The following is a 16,257-nucleotide window of genomic DNA, read 5'->3' on the forward strand; positions in this document are numbered from 1 at the left end:
TCGCGGGAAGGGGGAAAATTCAAAGTCTCTCTCCTTGTAGAAGAGAGATTTAGAGAGAGGTTTTCTAGATACCGTGAAAAGTCAGGTACGCCACTACCTATATATTTGTACCAGGTATTTTGTGAAATAGTATTATTAAAATTGTCAAAAATCAGTAACCTCTAATTATCAATGGGAATTTCAATTAAAAACTCTGTTCCTTCTCCTGGTTTAGACGAACATTTCATCTGACCATGATGTTTCTCAACTACTATTTGATGGCTAATAGACAATCCTAACCCCGTACCTTTACCTGGTGCTTTGGTAGTGAAGAAGGGATCGAATATATGCGATCGCACCTCTTCTGGAATCCCAAGACCATTATCAGCTATTCTTATTACAACCTGGTTATAAACGACTTGCGTATTAATCCAGATAGTCAAGGGTATTCTCGGACACGTTTGTAATAATTTCAAATACCTTTGCTGTATAGTGTTAAACTTTTCTTCTAATGCATCAATACTGTTACTCAAAAGATTCATAAACACTTGGTTTAATTGTGCGGGATAGCATTCGAGCAAAGGTAAACTATCATATTGTTTAACAATCTCAATTGCTGGGCGATCGTTATTATTTTTGAGGCGATGCCCTAAAATTAACAAAGTACTATCCAACCCTTCATGAATATCTACTGGCTTTAATTCAGCCTCATCTGTACGAGAGAAGTTTCGTAGTGATAGCACAATATCACAAATCCGCTCTGTTCCTACTTTCATTGACTCAAGGGTTTTGGGTAAATCTTCGATAAGAAAGTCCAAATCACTCTTGTCGATTTGCTCTTGGATAGTTGGCAATATTGAGGAGCTTTGACGGTAAAGTTTCACTACTTTTAGTAGTTCTTGAGTATATTCACTTAAATGGATAAGATTGCCAAAAATAAAACTGATGGGATTGTTGATTTCATGGGCAACTCCGGCAAGTAGTTGTCCTAATCCCGCCATTTTTTCACCCTGAATTAACCTAGTCTGAGTTTGTTTTAATTCTTGCAGAGTTTGAGAAAGTTCCAAGGTTTGACGTTTAGTTTGCTCCAGTAATTCTGCTTGCTGAATCGCAATTCCTAATTGCACCCCAACTTGAGCCAGTAAATTAATTTCTTCCTCTTTCCAATAACGCGGTTGCGAATTTTGATAAGCAACTAATAATCCCCATAATTTTTCACCTTCCCGAATCGGTACAAAGGTTTCGTTACGTGGAAGTTCGTTATCGTCGTCTGTATCCTCAAAAGTTTCTATAATCGTTGGTTGGGTTTGTGCAACTGGTTTCCAACCATCTTTGAAGGAATCTGCCACAAATTTACCGCTCCAATCCGGGTTGAAGCGGTAAATTGCAATTCGCTCGACTTCGAGCAACTCTCGTACAGCTTGAGTAGTGGTTCTAAAAATAGTTTTAATATCGAGTGACTGGCGGATTTTATCAATAGTTGCAGCCAGCAGTTCTTGACGTTCCATTGCTTTCTCCCGTTCAGTGGCTTCTGCTAACTGGACAACCTGCATTTGAACTTGCTTTAAATAAGAATCCTGTTTTAATGCAACTCCCAATTGCTCGGCTATTTGACTGGCAAATTCAATCTCAGAAGGTTGCCAGTAGCGAGGAGCAGTGCATTGGTGAATACACAGCAATCCCCAAAGTTCACCTTTTTTTAATAGAGGTGCGACCATATTTGCTCGCACTTGAAATTTTTCTAGGATTTGGACGTAGCAACTGGGGAACTTTCCTTGATAAATGTCAGCGATCGCATTTACTCGACCTTGGGCGTAAAGGGGTGCAAAGTTTTCACCAAAGCAATAGTCATAAACTTTTTCTGCCATTACCGAATTACACTCAGGCACAAAATCCTCAGAAATAAATTCTCCTTCCCAATCTTTTTGCGGGTCAAAACGAAAGACTGCCACTCGGTCTGCTTGCAGCATTTGCCGGGCCTCGGTGACAGTAGTCTGGAAGATTGTATCTAAATCTAGAGACTCCCGAATTCGAGTGATTACACTAGTTAACGTCTTTTGTTGCTCTGCTTGATACTGAGCGTATGCCAGCAACTTATGGTGTCGAACTGCTACACCAATTTGTGTACCAATTTTGATCAGTGATTCGACTTCATAAGATTCCCACTCTCTGGGTGAGGCATTTTGGTAGGCAGCGATGATTCCCCAAAGTTGATCTCCTTGGAGAATAGGGGCAGTTGCAAAGGCTTTTGCCTGAAATTGCTCCAACAGAGTTATATGGCAGTTTGTTAATCCAGCTTGGTAAATATCATTAACTATAAAAGTCTGGTTGTTAACATAACGCCCGCCTTGCGTCTGTTGTAAATAAGTATCAGCGATCGCAGGCTCAACCCCAACTAAGGGAGTCCAGCCTTGCGTAAATGATTCAGCAACAAAGTTACCACTCCAATCGGGATTGAAGCTAAAGATGGCAACTCGGTCAGCTTGCAACAACTTTCGTATTTCTTGAGTTGTGGTTTTAAAGATAGTTTCAATATCAAGGGGCGAGCGAATTTCATCGACAATTTTAGCTATTACTTGGTCTCGCTGAACTGCTTGAGCCAATTTTGTAGCTTGCAATTTGACTTCATGGAGATGCTTTGCTTGTTGAATCGCAACAACAAGATGGTCAGCAATTTGACGAATAAACTCAATTTCTGATTCTTTCCATTCACGAGTCTCACTGCACTGATGAATGCAAAGCAATCCCCACAGTTCTTGCTTCCGCGATAGAGGGACAACAAGGTTGGCCTGTACCTGAAATTTACTCAAAATTGCCACATGGCAATCACTCAGTCCCGCCTTGTAAATATCTGCTACTGCTTGCACTCGACCTTGTTGATAACTGGCAGCAAATTGTTCTCCAAAGCAGTGGTCATAAACTTTTATTGCCATTGCTGAGTCCCAGCCAATTGCAACATCTTCAGAAACAAATTCTCCCTCCCAGTTTTGTTCGCGGTCGAACTGGAAGACTGCTACTCGGTCAGCATTAAGCAACTGACGCACTTGTATAACAGTCGTTTGAAAAATTTTTTCTAAGTCAAGCGATTCCCGAATTCGGACAATTACACTCGCCAGAGCTTTTTGTTGCTCTAGTTGCTCTTGAAGTTGAGCGCTTGACAAAAGAAGTTGATTTTCTGTGAAATTTGAATTGGGTTCCATTGCTCTGGATTATCTCGTTTTTATACAAGGGTTCCTCACGCCAAAGTTCATGGGGTTAAGAAGTGTCACAAATATGACAAACTGCAAAGTTTTACAGTCTTCAACTGGCCGCGTCCAGGATTCACCAATTTCAGATGGATAGCAACTTGTTGAGGTGGGGACGAATGGGCGCTTTGGGACTGAGTACTGGGTACTAGGGAATAAAATATGAGTAAAATTTGTTTGGGATTCAAATCTCGCCCGATATCCAGTCCCTAATCTCCAATCCCCAATCCCTAGTTCAACTATTTCCCAGAAGATGGTTATTGTTATAGTTCCCCTTTCTCGATCTATCCTTGTAATGGATTAAAAAATAATTTTAGCTTGTATACAACAGAGGAGATAACTAAGTACGCAATTGTGTAAATTCGTCGCCAGTTGAGGGTTTAATTTGAAACATAGAGGAGCGCAAAGTTTATTTGAGTATATTCACTACGAATTTAGGCAAGGCTGTCACTAAGTTAGTATTATCGGGGCAAATCAGAAAAGCGGCCCAATGCCTTTGAAATCACAATCTAACTAACTTGTAATTCGGTGTATTATCGCAATCTTAGGAATTTAATTTTGAGCGTAGGCGTAGCCCGCCGTAGGCATCAATCCGCCTTTGCCCTTAGCGTAGGCATTTAAAATTACTAATTTGTCAAAATTTACCTGACAGACTGCGGAATTTCAGGTTAAATGTTTTAAAGTATGCACTCTGCAAGAGTTGTCGGGTATTATTCGTGACACAACAAGATCAAAAACCCTCTCGTTCTTTCGCTGGAATTGCTGGCATTGTTGCCGCAGCCACATTAATTAGTAAAGTCTTCGGTTTAGTGCGGCAGCAAGCGATCGCTGCCGCATTTGGTGTTGGTGCTGCTGCCACTGCCTATAGTTATGCCTATATTATCCCTGGCTTTCTATTGATCTTACTCGGTGGCGTAAATGGGCCATTACACAGTGCGCTCGTCAGCGTTTTAGCCAAGCGTCGCCGAGAAGAAGCAGCTCCCCTAGTGGAAACTGTGACAACGCTGGTAGCTGGATTGCTGTTGCTGGTGACAGTTGCTCAAGTTCTATTTGCGGATACGATCGTTGATTTAGTCGGTCATGGTTTGGAAGAAACAACCAGAGCGATCGCCATTCAACAACTCCGCATTATGGCCCCGATGGCTTTATTTGCCGGTTTAATTGGCATTGGCTTCGGTACTCTCAATACAGCTAATCAATATTGGTTACTCTCCATTAGCCCTTTATTATCCAGTATTACTGTTGTTGGCGGTCTTGCGATCTTGGCGATGCAACTGGGCAAGGACATTATTAAGCCGGAGTACGCTTTAATCGGGGGAATGGTGTTAGCTTGGGGAACCTTGGCAGGAGCAATTCTCCAGTGGGTAGTGCAGCTAATTGTCCAGTGGCGGTTAGGATTGGGCACATTACGCCTGCGGTTTGATTTTAAATCTCCAGGCGTTCAAGAAGTAATTAAAATCATGACTCCGGCAACAGTTTCCTCTGGAATGATGCCAATTAATGTTGCCACTGACCTTTATTTTGCTAGTCCTATCCCTGGTGCGGCGGCAGGATTTAACTATGCCAATCTATTAGTCCAAACCCCCTTGGGGATTATTTCTAATATCATTTTACTGCCTCTATTACCGATATTTGCCAAACTTGCTGGGCCCGAAAATTGGCAAGACTTAAAATTACGGATTCGCCAAGGACTCCTACTCACTGCTTTTACCATGCTACCGTTAGGGGCATTGATGGTGTCGCTATCTGTACCCATTGTGCAGGTGGTATATGAGCGCGGTGCTTTCAAGCCAGAAGCCACACAGCTAGTTTCATCCTTACTAGTAGCTTATGGAATTGGGATGTTTGTCTATTTGGGGCGTGATGTTTTGGTGCGGGTATTCTATGCTTTAGGCGATGGACAGACACCTTTTCGCATCAGTATTTTTAACATCTTGCTCAACATTTTATTAGATTGGTTTTTCGTTAAACCTTTTGGCGCTCCCGGTTTGGTATTAGCAACGGTGGGTGTAAATTGTAGCTCAATGTTAATGCTGTTATGGTTGCTCGATCGCAAACTCAATGGTTTACCTTGGCGTGAGTGGAGTTTGCCGATTCTGGGTTTGGCTGCTGGTAGCGTAGTTGCTGGGGTAGCAAGCTATGGGACATTGATTGGTTCTCAGCACTTGTTAGGTAAAACGGGTTTACTGATTCTGGTGTTGCAGTTGTGTATATCTGGCTTCGTAGGGATTGTAGTGTTTGCTGCGATCGCTTCATGGCTGAAAATACCAGAGGTGAATATATTTATCTCTCGTCTACGTCAGCGTTTTTTGAAGAAATAACTGTTATTTAAATAGAATTCAGGAGTCAGAATTCAGCATGAACTTGGAGCCAGAGAAAGCGGATAGCGTAGCGTAAAGACAAGAGGGTGGTGGATCTGAATCTTTCACTTTCTTGTTCTGACTCCTAAATTCTGACTCCTAAATTCGGAATCCTGAATTCTTCAATTAAATATTTCAGTTGTTACACCCAGGTGGGTGAGAAATAATTCAGCCACTTGGGTGAACCAGATGCGTGAGGTTACATTTTGTAAAAAAAGAGATTCTAGTACTAGAGAAGATTGATTTTACTTAACTCTAGTGAGAATAATTCTATGAAACTTACAAAATTAGCTGCCTCTTTCCTTGCTGTTGCTTCCATTGTCCTCTCAGCCGGCATTGCATCTGCTCAAACAGCAGGTACTAACGGTAACTACATCGGTGCTGGTGTTGCTGTTGGTGCAACCAGTGGCGGACAAGGAAACGATGAAGCACAAATTGGTGGTAATATTCAAGGACGATACGCCGTACCCAATGCTCCTGTTTCACTGCGGGGTTCTGTGTTGTATGGTGGCGATGCTGCTGCAATTATGCCCATAGTGACTTATGATGCGCCTATCGCCAAAAATACTAACGTTTACTTCGGTGGTGGTTATTCCTTTGTAACTGATGAAGGTCAAAAAACTCCATTGGGCAATCGGAATTCACCTGTAGTCACCCTTGGGATTGAATCAGAAGTTAGCAAAAATGTCATTGCCTACGGCGATACTAAATGGGGTATTGACGCCTACAAAAATAGTGATGCTGATGCTGTCAGCTTCCAAGCTGGATTAGGCTATCGTTTCTAGTGATTACGAGCTAGAAAACGGCTTATTCGGAAGCTAAAGCAATGATGTTTACCAGCCGTAATAGTAATTCATTCTTTCATGCCCAAGTATTAATACTTGGGCATGAATCATTTTTAGTGATTATTTTAATAAAAAATGATATTGGCTGATATTGCTACTTTATCTTAAAGTGAAGCAAATACAGATAGGTATAAGATATTACTCATGAAAAAAATTAATCACATTCCAGAAATAGTTGGTGAAACAACTGACGTGGAATCTTGGCTGATGCGAGCAGGGCTAAGATTTTCCGACTTAGGTAACGATGCTGCAAGTATTGCAATCCGTAGGCAATGGCGAGAGTATCAAGCCGCAGTTCATAGATGCTGTGTAACCCTACACCAACCACCATCAGGCGTTCAACTAAGCGGCGACTATGCCAACCTGAGAATACCTGGCGCGGCATTTACTCATTGTGAGATCGATCGCCTGTCGAGTCGTCCCTAGTCCTTAAACTAATTATCCTGTTGCACGCCGTTCACTACTGGCTTAATTTCCGAAAATGGATCGGTGCCGCCACCCCAGTTAAAATCACTAATTCGGATGCTGAAACCGCCTAACTCCAGCACCGGATTGTAACGTAAGGTAATGCCATAGGTGCGACGGCTATATTCCAAAATGTAGTCGGTGCTACTTTCTTTACCAGTATCCAAGTTAACAGATGTTTGAAAGCCTAAGCGAAAAGGTCCGTAGATTTGCTGTGATATCCCAGCGGTCAACACTTTGTTATCAACGGAGCGGTCAAACAAAAAGGGTGATAATCCGTTATTTAAGCCTTGAGATAAACTGACATTAAAGGCGGTATAGTCGAAAAAAGGTCGGGAAAAATGACCAATTTGCCCTTGTAAGCCAATTGTACCAATTAGAGTGCTTTGGTTATCACCATTGCTGTAATAACTGGTAGTGCCTGTAAGGCTAGCGATCGCTTGCAAGTAAGGAACTACAGGGGTAGCGGTGTATCGTAATCCCTCAGTGGCAGTGGGTGGTAATGGTTTTCCCTGCCACAGCAACAGCCCTCTACTGAGGGTAGCACTGGCTTGGAAACGACCAAGTGAAATGCGATTGTTTTCCCGCACTGGTTCTAGCAAGTCTAGGCGATCGGTGTTGGCATCAATATACTGGGCACTTGCCTGGTAGTTGAGGTTGATGCCACTTTTTCCTAAAGGAATCACAGGAGAGGTAATAATGCCGCCAAAACTGCTCTGGACAGTTTGAAAACCCAGAGTACCGTTGTAGAGACGATCGCGGTAGTTATATTGCACATTCAATGTGTGGGGAAGAGAAGTGCCTAATGTCTGGCGCAATCCTAAATTCACTCGCAAATTTTCTTCTACGTCATTCAAGTTAAAACTAGTTAACTCCGCAGTTCCCTGAATTATCCTCCGTGGACTCAAAACAGAATTTATCTTGGTCTTCACACCAAACAGTGCGCCTAAGTCACTCGTGCCTTCTTGCACAGCTCTCTGTAATAATAACTGGGGCGTGATTGTCCAGCGTGTTTGCTCTGTATCGATTACTGGAAAACCACGCTCAATATACAAACCACCCCGATCTTCTCCATCGTAGCCAGGAGAAACTATTGCAGGTGTAACATCCCGCTCTCGACGGTCAATAGTACGCTCATTCAACGGAATTGGTAAGGAGACTGTTTGATCCAATACCAAACGCTGCCCCTGTGTCCTGATGCGGTCTACCAAGGGTGATTCTCGCGTCAAAGTTACTGTATTTGCGCGTAATTCTAATTCTGGAGGCGAAAACGGATCGTTGGTGATGCGGACATCCCTTGCCTGCCAGCCTTGCGGATAAAAGTCAATTTGTTCAGCTTCAAACCTGAGCCGATTGACTGCACCCCCTGTTTTCGGTGGCGGGATATTGCTTGCATCTGCCCGACCACCAATTGTCACATCAATTCCTCCAGGGCTGCTGACACCGGAAACGGGTTGATTGGCTCTAATGCGATCGCTGGGCGGACGTTTTGAAACTCCACCAGCACTTACAGCCGTGGGTGAAAAAGCAAAATCTGTTTGTGCTGAAGGTACGTAAATTTCTCCTCTACCATTTTCCAGTTCCCCACGATCTTGAACGAAGTTATAGGTAAAGCGTTGTCCACGCAGTATCTGATCGCCCCGTGTTAAGGTGACGTTGCCTTCCCCCGCAGCTATCAAATTGTCCAAATTTACTTGTAAGCGATCGGCATCCACCACCGCCCCATCAAATCGCACAATTACATTACCTACAGCTGTAATAATTCGCTGTTTCTCGTCATACTCTTGCCGATCTGAAGTGACTTCTACAATTCTTGGCCCGGCTGGCGGTGTGGTAGCTGGCGCAGTTGTACCAGATGGTTGAGCTTGTGGCTGAGTGGTATTTACTTGTGGTGTAGGCGTTGGTACTTGGCTTTGTTGCTGGACTTGAGACTTAAATTCTACAGCGATCGGTACTGAGACTTGGTTTGTCGGCTTACGAGACCTGAATGTTATAAAATTTTGTACTGATTGAGAACTCGGTGCTAGATCGGCAGCAGAGACAGAAATATTGTCTTTTTTTAGAGACTGTTGTGCAGTAATAGCGCGTTGCTGTTTTTGTTGGGTTAACTTCTCAGCTAAAATTTCTGCCTTGGAATTGCCTAACTTGTTACTGTTGGTGACAGTTGGGGTAATTTGAAGAGGGCGCGGAGATTGGGCTACCACTGGGCTTGGAGAAACTCTATAGGTAAAGCTAGAAGAATCCAAAAAGGTTGATTTTGCTTCACCATTAGAGTTTGGATTTAGCGATCGCTGACTAAGTTTTTGAGCAGGTTCATCTTTTGCATTTTGATCTGAAGCCTCCGCTCCGATTTTTCTTTGCAAGACAGCGGCTTCTTTTTGCATCTCCCGTTTACGCAGTGCCGACATCAGAAGAAGTTCCGAGGGGCGGGGTTCGACGCTCGGACTTGTCTTTGTGTATTCTTTAACTTGGCCATTAGAGGTTTTAACCTCCTGCGTGGGATAACCAACAACCAGCGGCTGTCCCAAAAGCCCAGCAGTTGTAGAATCGGGGAGTGGGGAAGTTTCTGGTGGAAAGGTTTCTGGTGAATGAGGTACAGAAGAAGTTTTCGCAACTACCAAGTCATTTTGAGTTGAGTCGATCGGAGTTGACAATAAAGGATCGCTTTTAGTGTGACCCGAAATTGCCAACTGAGCCAAATTCTTGGGCTGCTTGGATTTGTCTGTCTTTTCGTGTATTCCAGTATCTACACCTGAAAGAAACTTTGTATTACTAGCAGATGAGGCGGGATTTACAGGTTGTAAAGATTCAACGATAGGAGGCGGATTAGGTGGCAGAACTGGATGAAGCATAAGTGAGCAAAATCGGGCTAACAAACAGCCAAATGACAAAGGGAAGGATAAACATACATTTTGCCTTCCGACTGTCGCCTTCTGCTACCTACAGCAAGCTACTTGGAGGAAGAAACTTACTAAATTTTCGCTTAGTAAGTTTCCGTGGCGCTTAGTATTTTCCGCCTTCCAAAGTCGCGGATGATTTATCGCCCTTTTACTCTAAGTCCCGACGGCCGGGGTTACGAGCTGGATCGTTCGACAAAAATCCGAAGATGAAGATAGTTACGAAGAAGGCAACAACAATATAAACAGCGATTTTTAAAGTCAGCATAGAAATATCTCCAACGGGTAAAACAAAGAAAGCTTTTCTTTCAGTATCTGCAATGCAGAAAAGATAGCTACTTTATATTACCCAAATCTCGTCCCTTTTTTAGAGGACTCTGGGGACTCAGGACTAGCAATGTCTACCCTACAGTTCTTGATAATGTACAAGATGTCAGTTGTCTGACTTGTAGATGCCCTTAAGAAAGTAACTCAGAGACTGTTTACCCTTGTGACGTTGACTGATGGCAAAGGTTTCCCAAAAAAGGCAACAGGTTACAGGGGATAGTTACTATTCCCCATACCCTTCAGGAGTGCTGTTCGCGGATAGCTAAAGTTCAACCCGTGCTGAGTTAGGAGTTATTATTTCTCCTCTGCTCCCCTGCCCCTCTGCTCCCCTGCTCCCCTGCCCCTCTGCCTCTTATACCCAATGCCCTATTTCTCAACTTGAAGCTTTGCTATATCTTTGCCAATTCGGTTTTTGATTACTCGTGCCGGTATGCCAACAGCAACGGAAAAAGGAGGAATATCTCTATTAACAACTGCTCCCGCACCAATAACACTGCCTTTGCCGATAGTAACGCCATCTAATACTGTTACTCCATGTCCTAGCCAACAATCATCCTCAATCACAATTCCCTTGCGAGTAACACCTTGGTATTTAATCAGCTCCATCGGATCGGCAAAATTATGATTATTGGCATATATCCCTGAATGGGCAGCAATCAAGCAGTGTTTACCAATTTTAATGTCTCCTGGTCCCTCAATAGACACATTGGGGGCAATGAAGGTGTCTTCATCAATATGTATACACGTATCTTCCAAAGATCCGATATCAACGTTACGCTCAATCGCGACTCTATTTCCTACATGAATTCTATTATTTTTATGTCCTCTCGCATCTATTCGCACACCCTTGAAAATATAGACTCTTGCGCCGATCTCAATACAAGAAGTACCGTTAAATTCAACACCATTTTGAATATACACGGGGCTGCCTATCTGAGCAAAAATACTACGATATCCTAAATTTCGTAACTTTGGACCGAGAAGAAGTGTTGGAATATCTGCTAACACTGTAGTTACTAAAAGTTCTTGCACGCGCTGCAATTTGGAAAAATATTGCTCGTTCTGCATGGCTACATATCTCTTTAATCAATTATTGTTGACAGTGTTTTAAGTTGTTTTGGCTGTATCCTAATCTTTTGCCAATACCAATAGGCTCCGTGTGTATTAATACATGAGCTAAGGTAGCAGTATCACCAAAATTCCCCAAGATTTTTAGATGGTTTTCCAACATTTGAAAAACCAGAGTCTGGCTTTGAGTATGCAAGCAATTCTTGAGGTTAGGTGTGTATAATTACTCAAGTATTATGCACAATTACGTTAAGTCGCTATTAGATTTTGTACTATATGCACGTAAAACTTTGGCTTATTTTTCACAAAATCAATTAACAAAACAATTTCAGTGCATTGCCGGATCAAAACTCAGACTTTTAAAGTGTCTGATGGAAAATTTGCTGATTTAGATAGACTACTGTTTTGGTTCTCTGGCAAATTTGAAAAGCTTGCTACTGCTAACAGCACTCCTAAAGTAAATAGAGATAGTGTTGTTTGTCTTGAGGCTATTTCCTCTCAAGCGGTTTTAGTCTTTTGAAACAACTCAGCTTCACAAGCTTTTTTGCAACAAAAAATACATTTAACTAGACTATATTCAAAGTTTAGATAAAATTTATGCCTAGCATGACAATGTAATTATTGTTGGATTTTCTGGGTATTTGTGCCCAAATAAAATCCAATTAGGGTGGATTATCTCCTACATCAGCCATCACATTGAAGTTAACCATCGGTGCAAACAAGTAAGCGCTTCCCCGACTGCTATGACGGCTTTCTTGCAACGAATTTCTAGAGTATGCTGCTCCAATCATGTTGCACACGGATGATTTACAGACTAGCCAATTCACGTTTGTAATGACATGAATGGTTTTTAATAACAATTGTTTTTAACGATAACACATTTTATTTTTAGTGGAACACTCTCATGAAATAAGTTGATTTCCAGATTTATTGTTGATGATAATGCTGGAAATAAGTTAACTTTTTTACTAGAGCGATGCCTACAATAGTCACTGAGCGGCTGGTGAGCGGAGTCGAACCATATTGTACCACTTGCCTACGGCACGCTGGGCGAACGTAGAAGCAAGCTACGCCTACGACGCTACTCTGAAATATTTTTATACATTTAGATAGCATCCATTAAGGAGGGAGATTTAAAAATGCTGTAAGTAGTTATTGGCATTTTGGTCTATATTTCTATCGATTACTATTTTATAATTGGGAGTTCAACTCAGAATGATATCTACTATACTTGTGACACCCTCTTTCTTAAAAAGCCAAAGTAGCTAAAATTTTTTCTCTTCCCTATTACTTGTATCTAATAAGTATCTAAAAATTTATAAATCACCCATTCGGGTGAGCCAAGCGGGTGATGCGTGCTTGGTATTACTCATTATAAATTTTATTAAAAGAAAGCTAAAAGTAGCTTAGTTTCGAGGATAAATCTACAAAAAAACATCTAATTTCTCAAATTGAGGTATCGGTTTTAACTCACATACTTGGTTCAAATTATGGCTTTAATTAAAGAAATCGTACAAGAAGCTCTAACTATCGGCTATCTGAGTGTTGTAGCCGAAGATCAACTGCGATCGCAGCTTCAAGGTAATTATGACTCAGAAGACCTAGATGCCTGGATCATTTTACAGCGAGCTATTGCAGCAGGTGATGTTAAACAAGAGTCGCGCCGAAAAAAAGCTTCCCCCTCTCCTAAAGCCAAGGACACTTCATCAAGTATCAAACTAGCTTATCAAATGGCAGCAGAACTCGCTTATGCAGCAGCTGTAGCTCTGACAATGACAAAAAACACTAAAGATCAGCCTTCACTAGGTGCATAATAACAACACATTTATAACTTATTTCCCCGGTTTAGTGCAAATATTTAATACCAAGTAGTTAGCGTAGGCTAGCAAAAACCGCACGCATCGCTTTTCCTGGTTAATTGCTTGGTAGGGTTTTCATCCGATTAATTATTTATAGGGTTTCCTTTCTGCCTCCTGGCTTGAGAGTACATGAATAGAAATCCCAGTCTTTAGAAGATTTTCATGTTTGGCTTTTGAAACTCGTTTTATCGCGACAGCCTTCTTTGACAGCGCAATTTCATTAAAAAATAATTAAAAAATTTCACTTTACTGGACACAGCTATGGGGAATTTTCACCCTCAGCCAAGAATTTCAAATCGATCCCCGGAAGCAATACTAAAATAAATATAAATTATTTATTCAAAACTAAATTTTTTTAAGTGATACATACCAGTCAATGATTAAATTTTAATATACCAAGTACATGGCTCAGAGTAAGGCATAGAATTAGAAACACCTTGGTGTAAACTTTAGCAACGAGGTTAAAAATAATTCTCAATGCTTAACAAAGTCATCGCTTTTTCACAAACTACTGTATAAAGAATTGGCAACATTGGTAAAGAGAGTAAACAATAACCATAGCTAAACTTGGAGTTTTGCCAACCTATGCAGCCAATTCGCACATTTAATGTATCTCCTTCACTACCGCCGCGACTCGAACCACTACGGCGGCTGGCATATAACTTACACTGGGATTGGAACGTTGAAAGTAAAGACTTGTTCCGTCGCTTAGACTCTGACCTGTGGGAGTCTAGCCATCATAACCCGGTGTTAATGCTGGGTACGATCTCTCAATCGCGGCTTCTGGAAGTTGTCGAAGACGAAGGCTTTTTAGCGCAAATGGATCGAGCTGACCGTCAGTTAGACGATTATTTGCAAGAGCGCACCTGGTATCAGAAACAACGGGAGCAGAAACCCAAAGAATGCTACGCCTATTTTTCGGCGGAATTTGGACTTGTAGATTGTTTGCCCGTTTATTCTGGAGGCTTGGGCGTTCTGGCGGGGGATCACCTCAAATCTGCCAGTGACTTAGGTTTACCGCTTGTCGGTGTAGGTTTGCTCTATCAGCAAGGCTACTTTGCCCAGTATCTCAATGCTGATGGCTGGCAACAAGAACGCTACCTGCTCAACGATTTCTACAATATGCCCTTGCATCTAGAGCGCAATGCCGATGGTTCTGAACTGCGGATTGCGGTAGATTATCCAGGACGCAAGGTATATGCCAGAGTTTGGCGCGTACAGGTAGGAACAGTACCTCTGTATCTGCTGGACACCAACATTGAACCAAACAACACTTACGACCACGACATCACAGATCAGCTGTACGGTGGCGACATCGATATGCGTATCCACCAGGAAATCATGCTGGGGATCGGTGGTGTGCAAATGCTCAAAGCTTTGGGGCTGAAAGTTACCGCTTACCACATGAATGAAGGCCACGCTGCCTTCTCTGCCCTAGAACGCATCCGCTTGCTGATTCAGGAAGAGGGACTGAATTATGTCCAAGCTAGACAGGTGGTTGCTTCCAGTAATATCTTTACCACCCACACACCAGTACCGGCAGGAATTGACTTGTTCGCTCCTGAGAAAATGCTGCACTACTTGGGATATTACGCAGAGATATTTGGGTTGCCCAAAGAGCAATTTTTAGGACTGGGGCGCGAGAATACAGGTGATTTATCTGGGCCTTTCAGTATGGCGGTGCTGGCGCTGAAAATGGCAACATTTTCTAACGGTGTCGCACAACTCCACGGTGTGGTATCGCGGCAAATGTTCCAGGGCTTGTGGCAGAAAGTGCCAGTGGAAGAAGTACCGATCGCCGCAATTACCAATGGTGTTCATGCTCGGAGTTGTGTTGCCAAATCGACTCAAGAATTGTACGATCGCTACCTCGGCCCAAATTGGTCATCAGCACCACCAGATAGCCCATTATGGGAGCGGATGGACGCCATACCTGATGAGGAATTGTGGCGCAATCACGAACGCTGCCGCTTGGATATGATTTTGTATGTGCGGGAGCATTTAGTTAAGCATTTGACCGATCGCGGCGCTTCCGCCTCCGAAATTGTCCAAGCCCAAGAAGTTTTAGATCCTTACGCTTTCACCATTGGCTTTGCTCGTCGCTTTGCCACGTACAAACGCGCCACCCTCTGGATGCGCGATTTGGATCGGATTAAGCGGCTTCTGCTGGCTAACAAAGACCGGAAAGTGCAATTTGTGATTGCTGGTAAGGCACATCCTAAAGATATCCCCGGTAAAGAACTTATCCGCGAGATCAATCACTTTATCCGCGAACAGCATTTAGAAAAACAGGTAGTGTTTGTTCCCAATTACGACATTCACATCTCCCGGTTGATGGTTGCAGGTTGCGATATTTGGTTGAACACACCGCGTCGTCCACGGGAAGCCTCTGGTACTAGTGGCATGAAAGCCGCAATGAATGGCTTGCCAAATTTAAGTGTGCTAGATGGCTGGTGGGATGAAGCTGATTACGTCCGCACAGGCTGGGCGATTGGACATGGAGAGAATTACGACGATCCTAACTACCAAGATGAAGTAGAAGCAAATGCTCTCTACGAGTTGTTAGAGAAGGAAGTTGTACCGCTATTTTATGAACATCGGGATACTGATGGTTTACCCCGTCCGTGGGTTGCCAAAATGAAGGATGCAATTCGGTTGAATTGTCCCTTCTTTAATACAGCGCGGATGGTAGGAGAATATGCTGGGAGAGCTTATTTTCCGGCTAGCGATCGCTATCATACCCTGACTGTTGATAACTATGGCCCAGCGAAAGAACTAGCCGCTTGGAAAGAAAAACTGAGCGAACACTGGTTCAACATCAGAATCAAAGATGTTGATGTATCGGCAGCTTCAGACATTGAGGTTAACCAAACCGTTGCTGTCAAAGCCAAGGTTGACTTAGCAACTTTGACGAATGATGATGTGCAGGTGGAGTTATATCAAGGTGCGATCGATGCCAATGGTGAGATTGTCAACGCTGTGCCAGTAGTGATGGATTACCAAGGTGAAGATGGACAGCAATTGAGTATTTACACTGGTAATATCATCTATACCGCTTCTGGTTTACAAGGTTTGTCTTTGCGTGTATTGCCGAAAAATCCACACCTGGCTAATCCTTATGAACCAAGGTTGATTGCTTGGGCAGAATAAGAGTGCTGATTAATTTTTGAATAATCAAGATTAGGCGTTGCTGATTTAAGTTTAGCAACGCC

Annotated in this window: 11 protein-coding genes; 6 read left to right on the forward strand and 5 right to left on the reverse strand. The window is 42.8% G+C overall.

The genetic code is table 11. The features are described from left to right. Positions 1 to 161: 161 nt before the first annotated feature. Positions 162 to 3,179: a GAF domain-containing sensor histidine kinase gene (locus V7K53_RS01860; RefSeq protein WP_335195974.1), complete on the reverse strand. Its 3,018-nt coding sequence runs from the start codon at positions 3,177 to 3,179 to the stop codon at positions 162 to 164. Between the two features lie 761 nt (positions 3,180 to 3,940). On the opposite strand from V7K53_RS01860, the gene murJ reads away from it, so the two are divergent. The 3 genes from murJ (at position 3,941) to V7K53_RS01875 (ending at position 6,855) form a co-directional block, all read left to right on the forward strand. After that, positions 3,941 to 5,545, forward strand: coding sequence for a murein biosynthesis integral membrane protein MurJ (gene murJ, locus V7K53_RS01865; RefSeq protein ID WP_335195975.1), 1,605 nt, complete (start codon positions 3,941 to 3,943; stop codon positions 5,543 to 5,545). 311 nt (positions 5,546 to 5,856) lie between these two features. Next, positions 5,857 to 6,369, forward strand: coding sequence for an outer membrane beta-barrel protein (locus V7K53_RS01870; protein ID WP_335195976.1), 513 nt, complete (start codon positions 5,857 to 5,859; stop codon positions 6,367 to 6,369). A gap of 204 nt (positions 6,370 to 6,573) precedes the next feature. Continuing rightward, a complete protein-coding gene (locus V7K53_RS01875; RefSeq protein WP_335195977.1) occupies positions 6,574 to 6,855 on the forward strand; it encodes a hypothetical protein in 282 nt (93 codons plus the stop codon). Between the two features lie 8 nt (positions 6,856 to 6,863). Here V7K53_RS01875 and V7K53_RS01880 read toward each other — a convergent pair whose 3' ends face one another. From V7K53_RS01880 to V7K53_RS01890, 3 genes are all read right to left on the reverse strand, one after another. Continuing rightward, complete coding sequence (locus V7K53_RS01880) at positions 6,864 to 9,746, reverse strand: DUF3769 domain-containing protein (RefSeq protein WP_335195978.1); 2,883 nt, start codon at positions 9,744 to 9,746, stop codon at positions 6,864 to 6,866. 196 nt (positions 9,747 to 9,942) lie between these two features. Next, positions 9,943 to 10,059 carry a photosystem II reaction center protein I gene (locus V7K53_RS01885; RefSeq protein ID WP_041566417.1) on the reverse strand — a complete coding sequence of 39 codons (117 nt, stop codon included), beginning with the start codon at positions 10,057 to 10,059 and terminating at the stop codon, positions 9,943 to 9,945. Positions 10,060 to 10,484: 425 nt separating this feature from the next. Next, entirely contained in the window at positions 10,485 to 11,186 is a 702-nt protein-coding gene (locus V7K53_RS01890) for an acyltransferase (RefSeq protein ID WP_335195979.1), read from the reverse strand. A 364-nt stretch (positions 11,187 to 11,550) separates the two neighbouring features. Between V7K53_RS01890 and V7K53_RS01895 the strand changes: the two genes are divergently transcribed. Further along, positions 11,551 to 11,706: a hypothetical protein gene (locus V7K53_RS01895; RefSeq protein WP_335195980.1), complete on the forward strand. Its 156-nt coding sequence runs from the start codon at positions 11,551 to 11,553 to the stop codon at positions 11,704 to 11,706. A gap of 142 nt (positions 11,707 to 11,848) precedes the next feature. Here V7K53_RS01895 and V7K53_RS01900 read toward each other — a convergent pair whose 3' ends face one another. After that, the gene (locus V7K53_RS01900) at positions 11,849 to 12,013 is read right to left on the reverse strand and encodes a hypothetical protein (protein ID WP_179063512.1); all 165 of its coding nucleotides are present in this window, start codon (positions 12,011 to 12,013) and stop codon (positions 11,849 to 11,851) included. A 663-nt stretch (positions 12,014 to 12,676) separates the two neighbouring features. Here V7K53_RS01900 and V7K53_RS01905 point away from each other — a divergent pair. Together V7K53_RS01905 and glgP are read left to right on the forward strand one after the other, a co-directional pair. Continuing rightward, positions 12,677 to 13,000 (forward strand): hypothetical protein, encoded by a 324-nt coding sequence (locus tag V7K53_RS01905; protein WP_335195981.1) that lies wholly within the window; start codon positions 12,677 to 12,679, stop codon positions 12,998 to 13,000. A gap of 630 nt (positions 13,001 to 13,630) precedes the next feature. Then, positions 13,631 to 16,195: an alpha-glucan family phosphorylase gene (gene glgP / locus V7K53_RS01910; protein ID WP_335195982.1), complete on the forward strand. Its 2,565-nt coding sequence runs from the start codon at positions 13,631 to 13,633 to the stop codon at positions 16,193 to 16,195. Positions 16,196 to 16,257 lie beyond the last annotated feature (62 nt).

This window comes from Nostoc sp. (genome assembly GCF_036917355.1).
Classification (GTDB): Bacteria; Cyanobacteriota; Cyanobacteriia; order Cyanobacteriales; family Nostocaceae; genus Nostoc.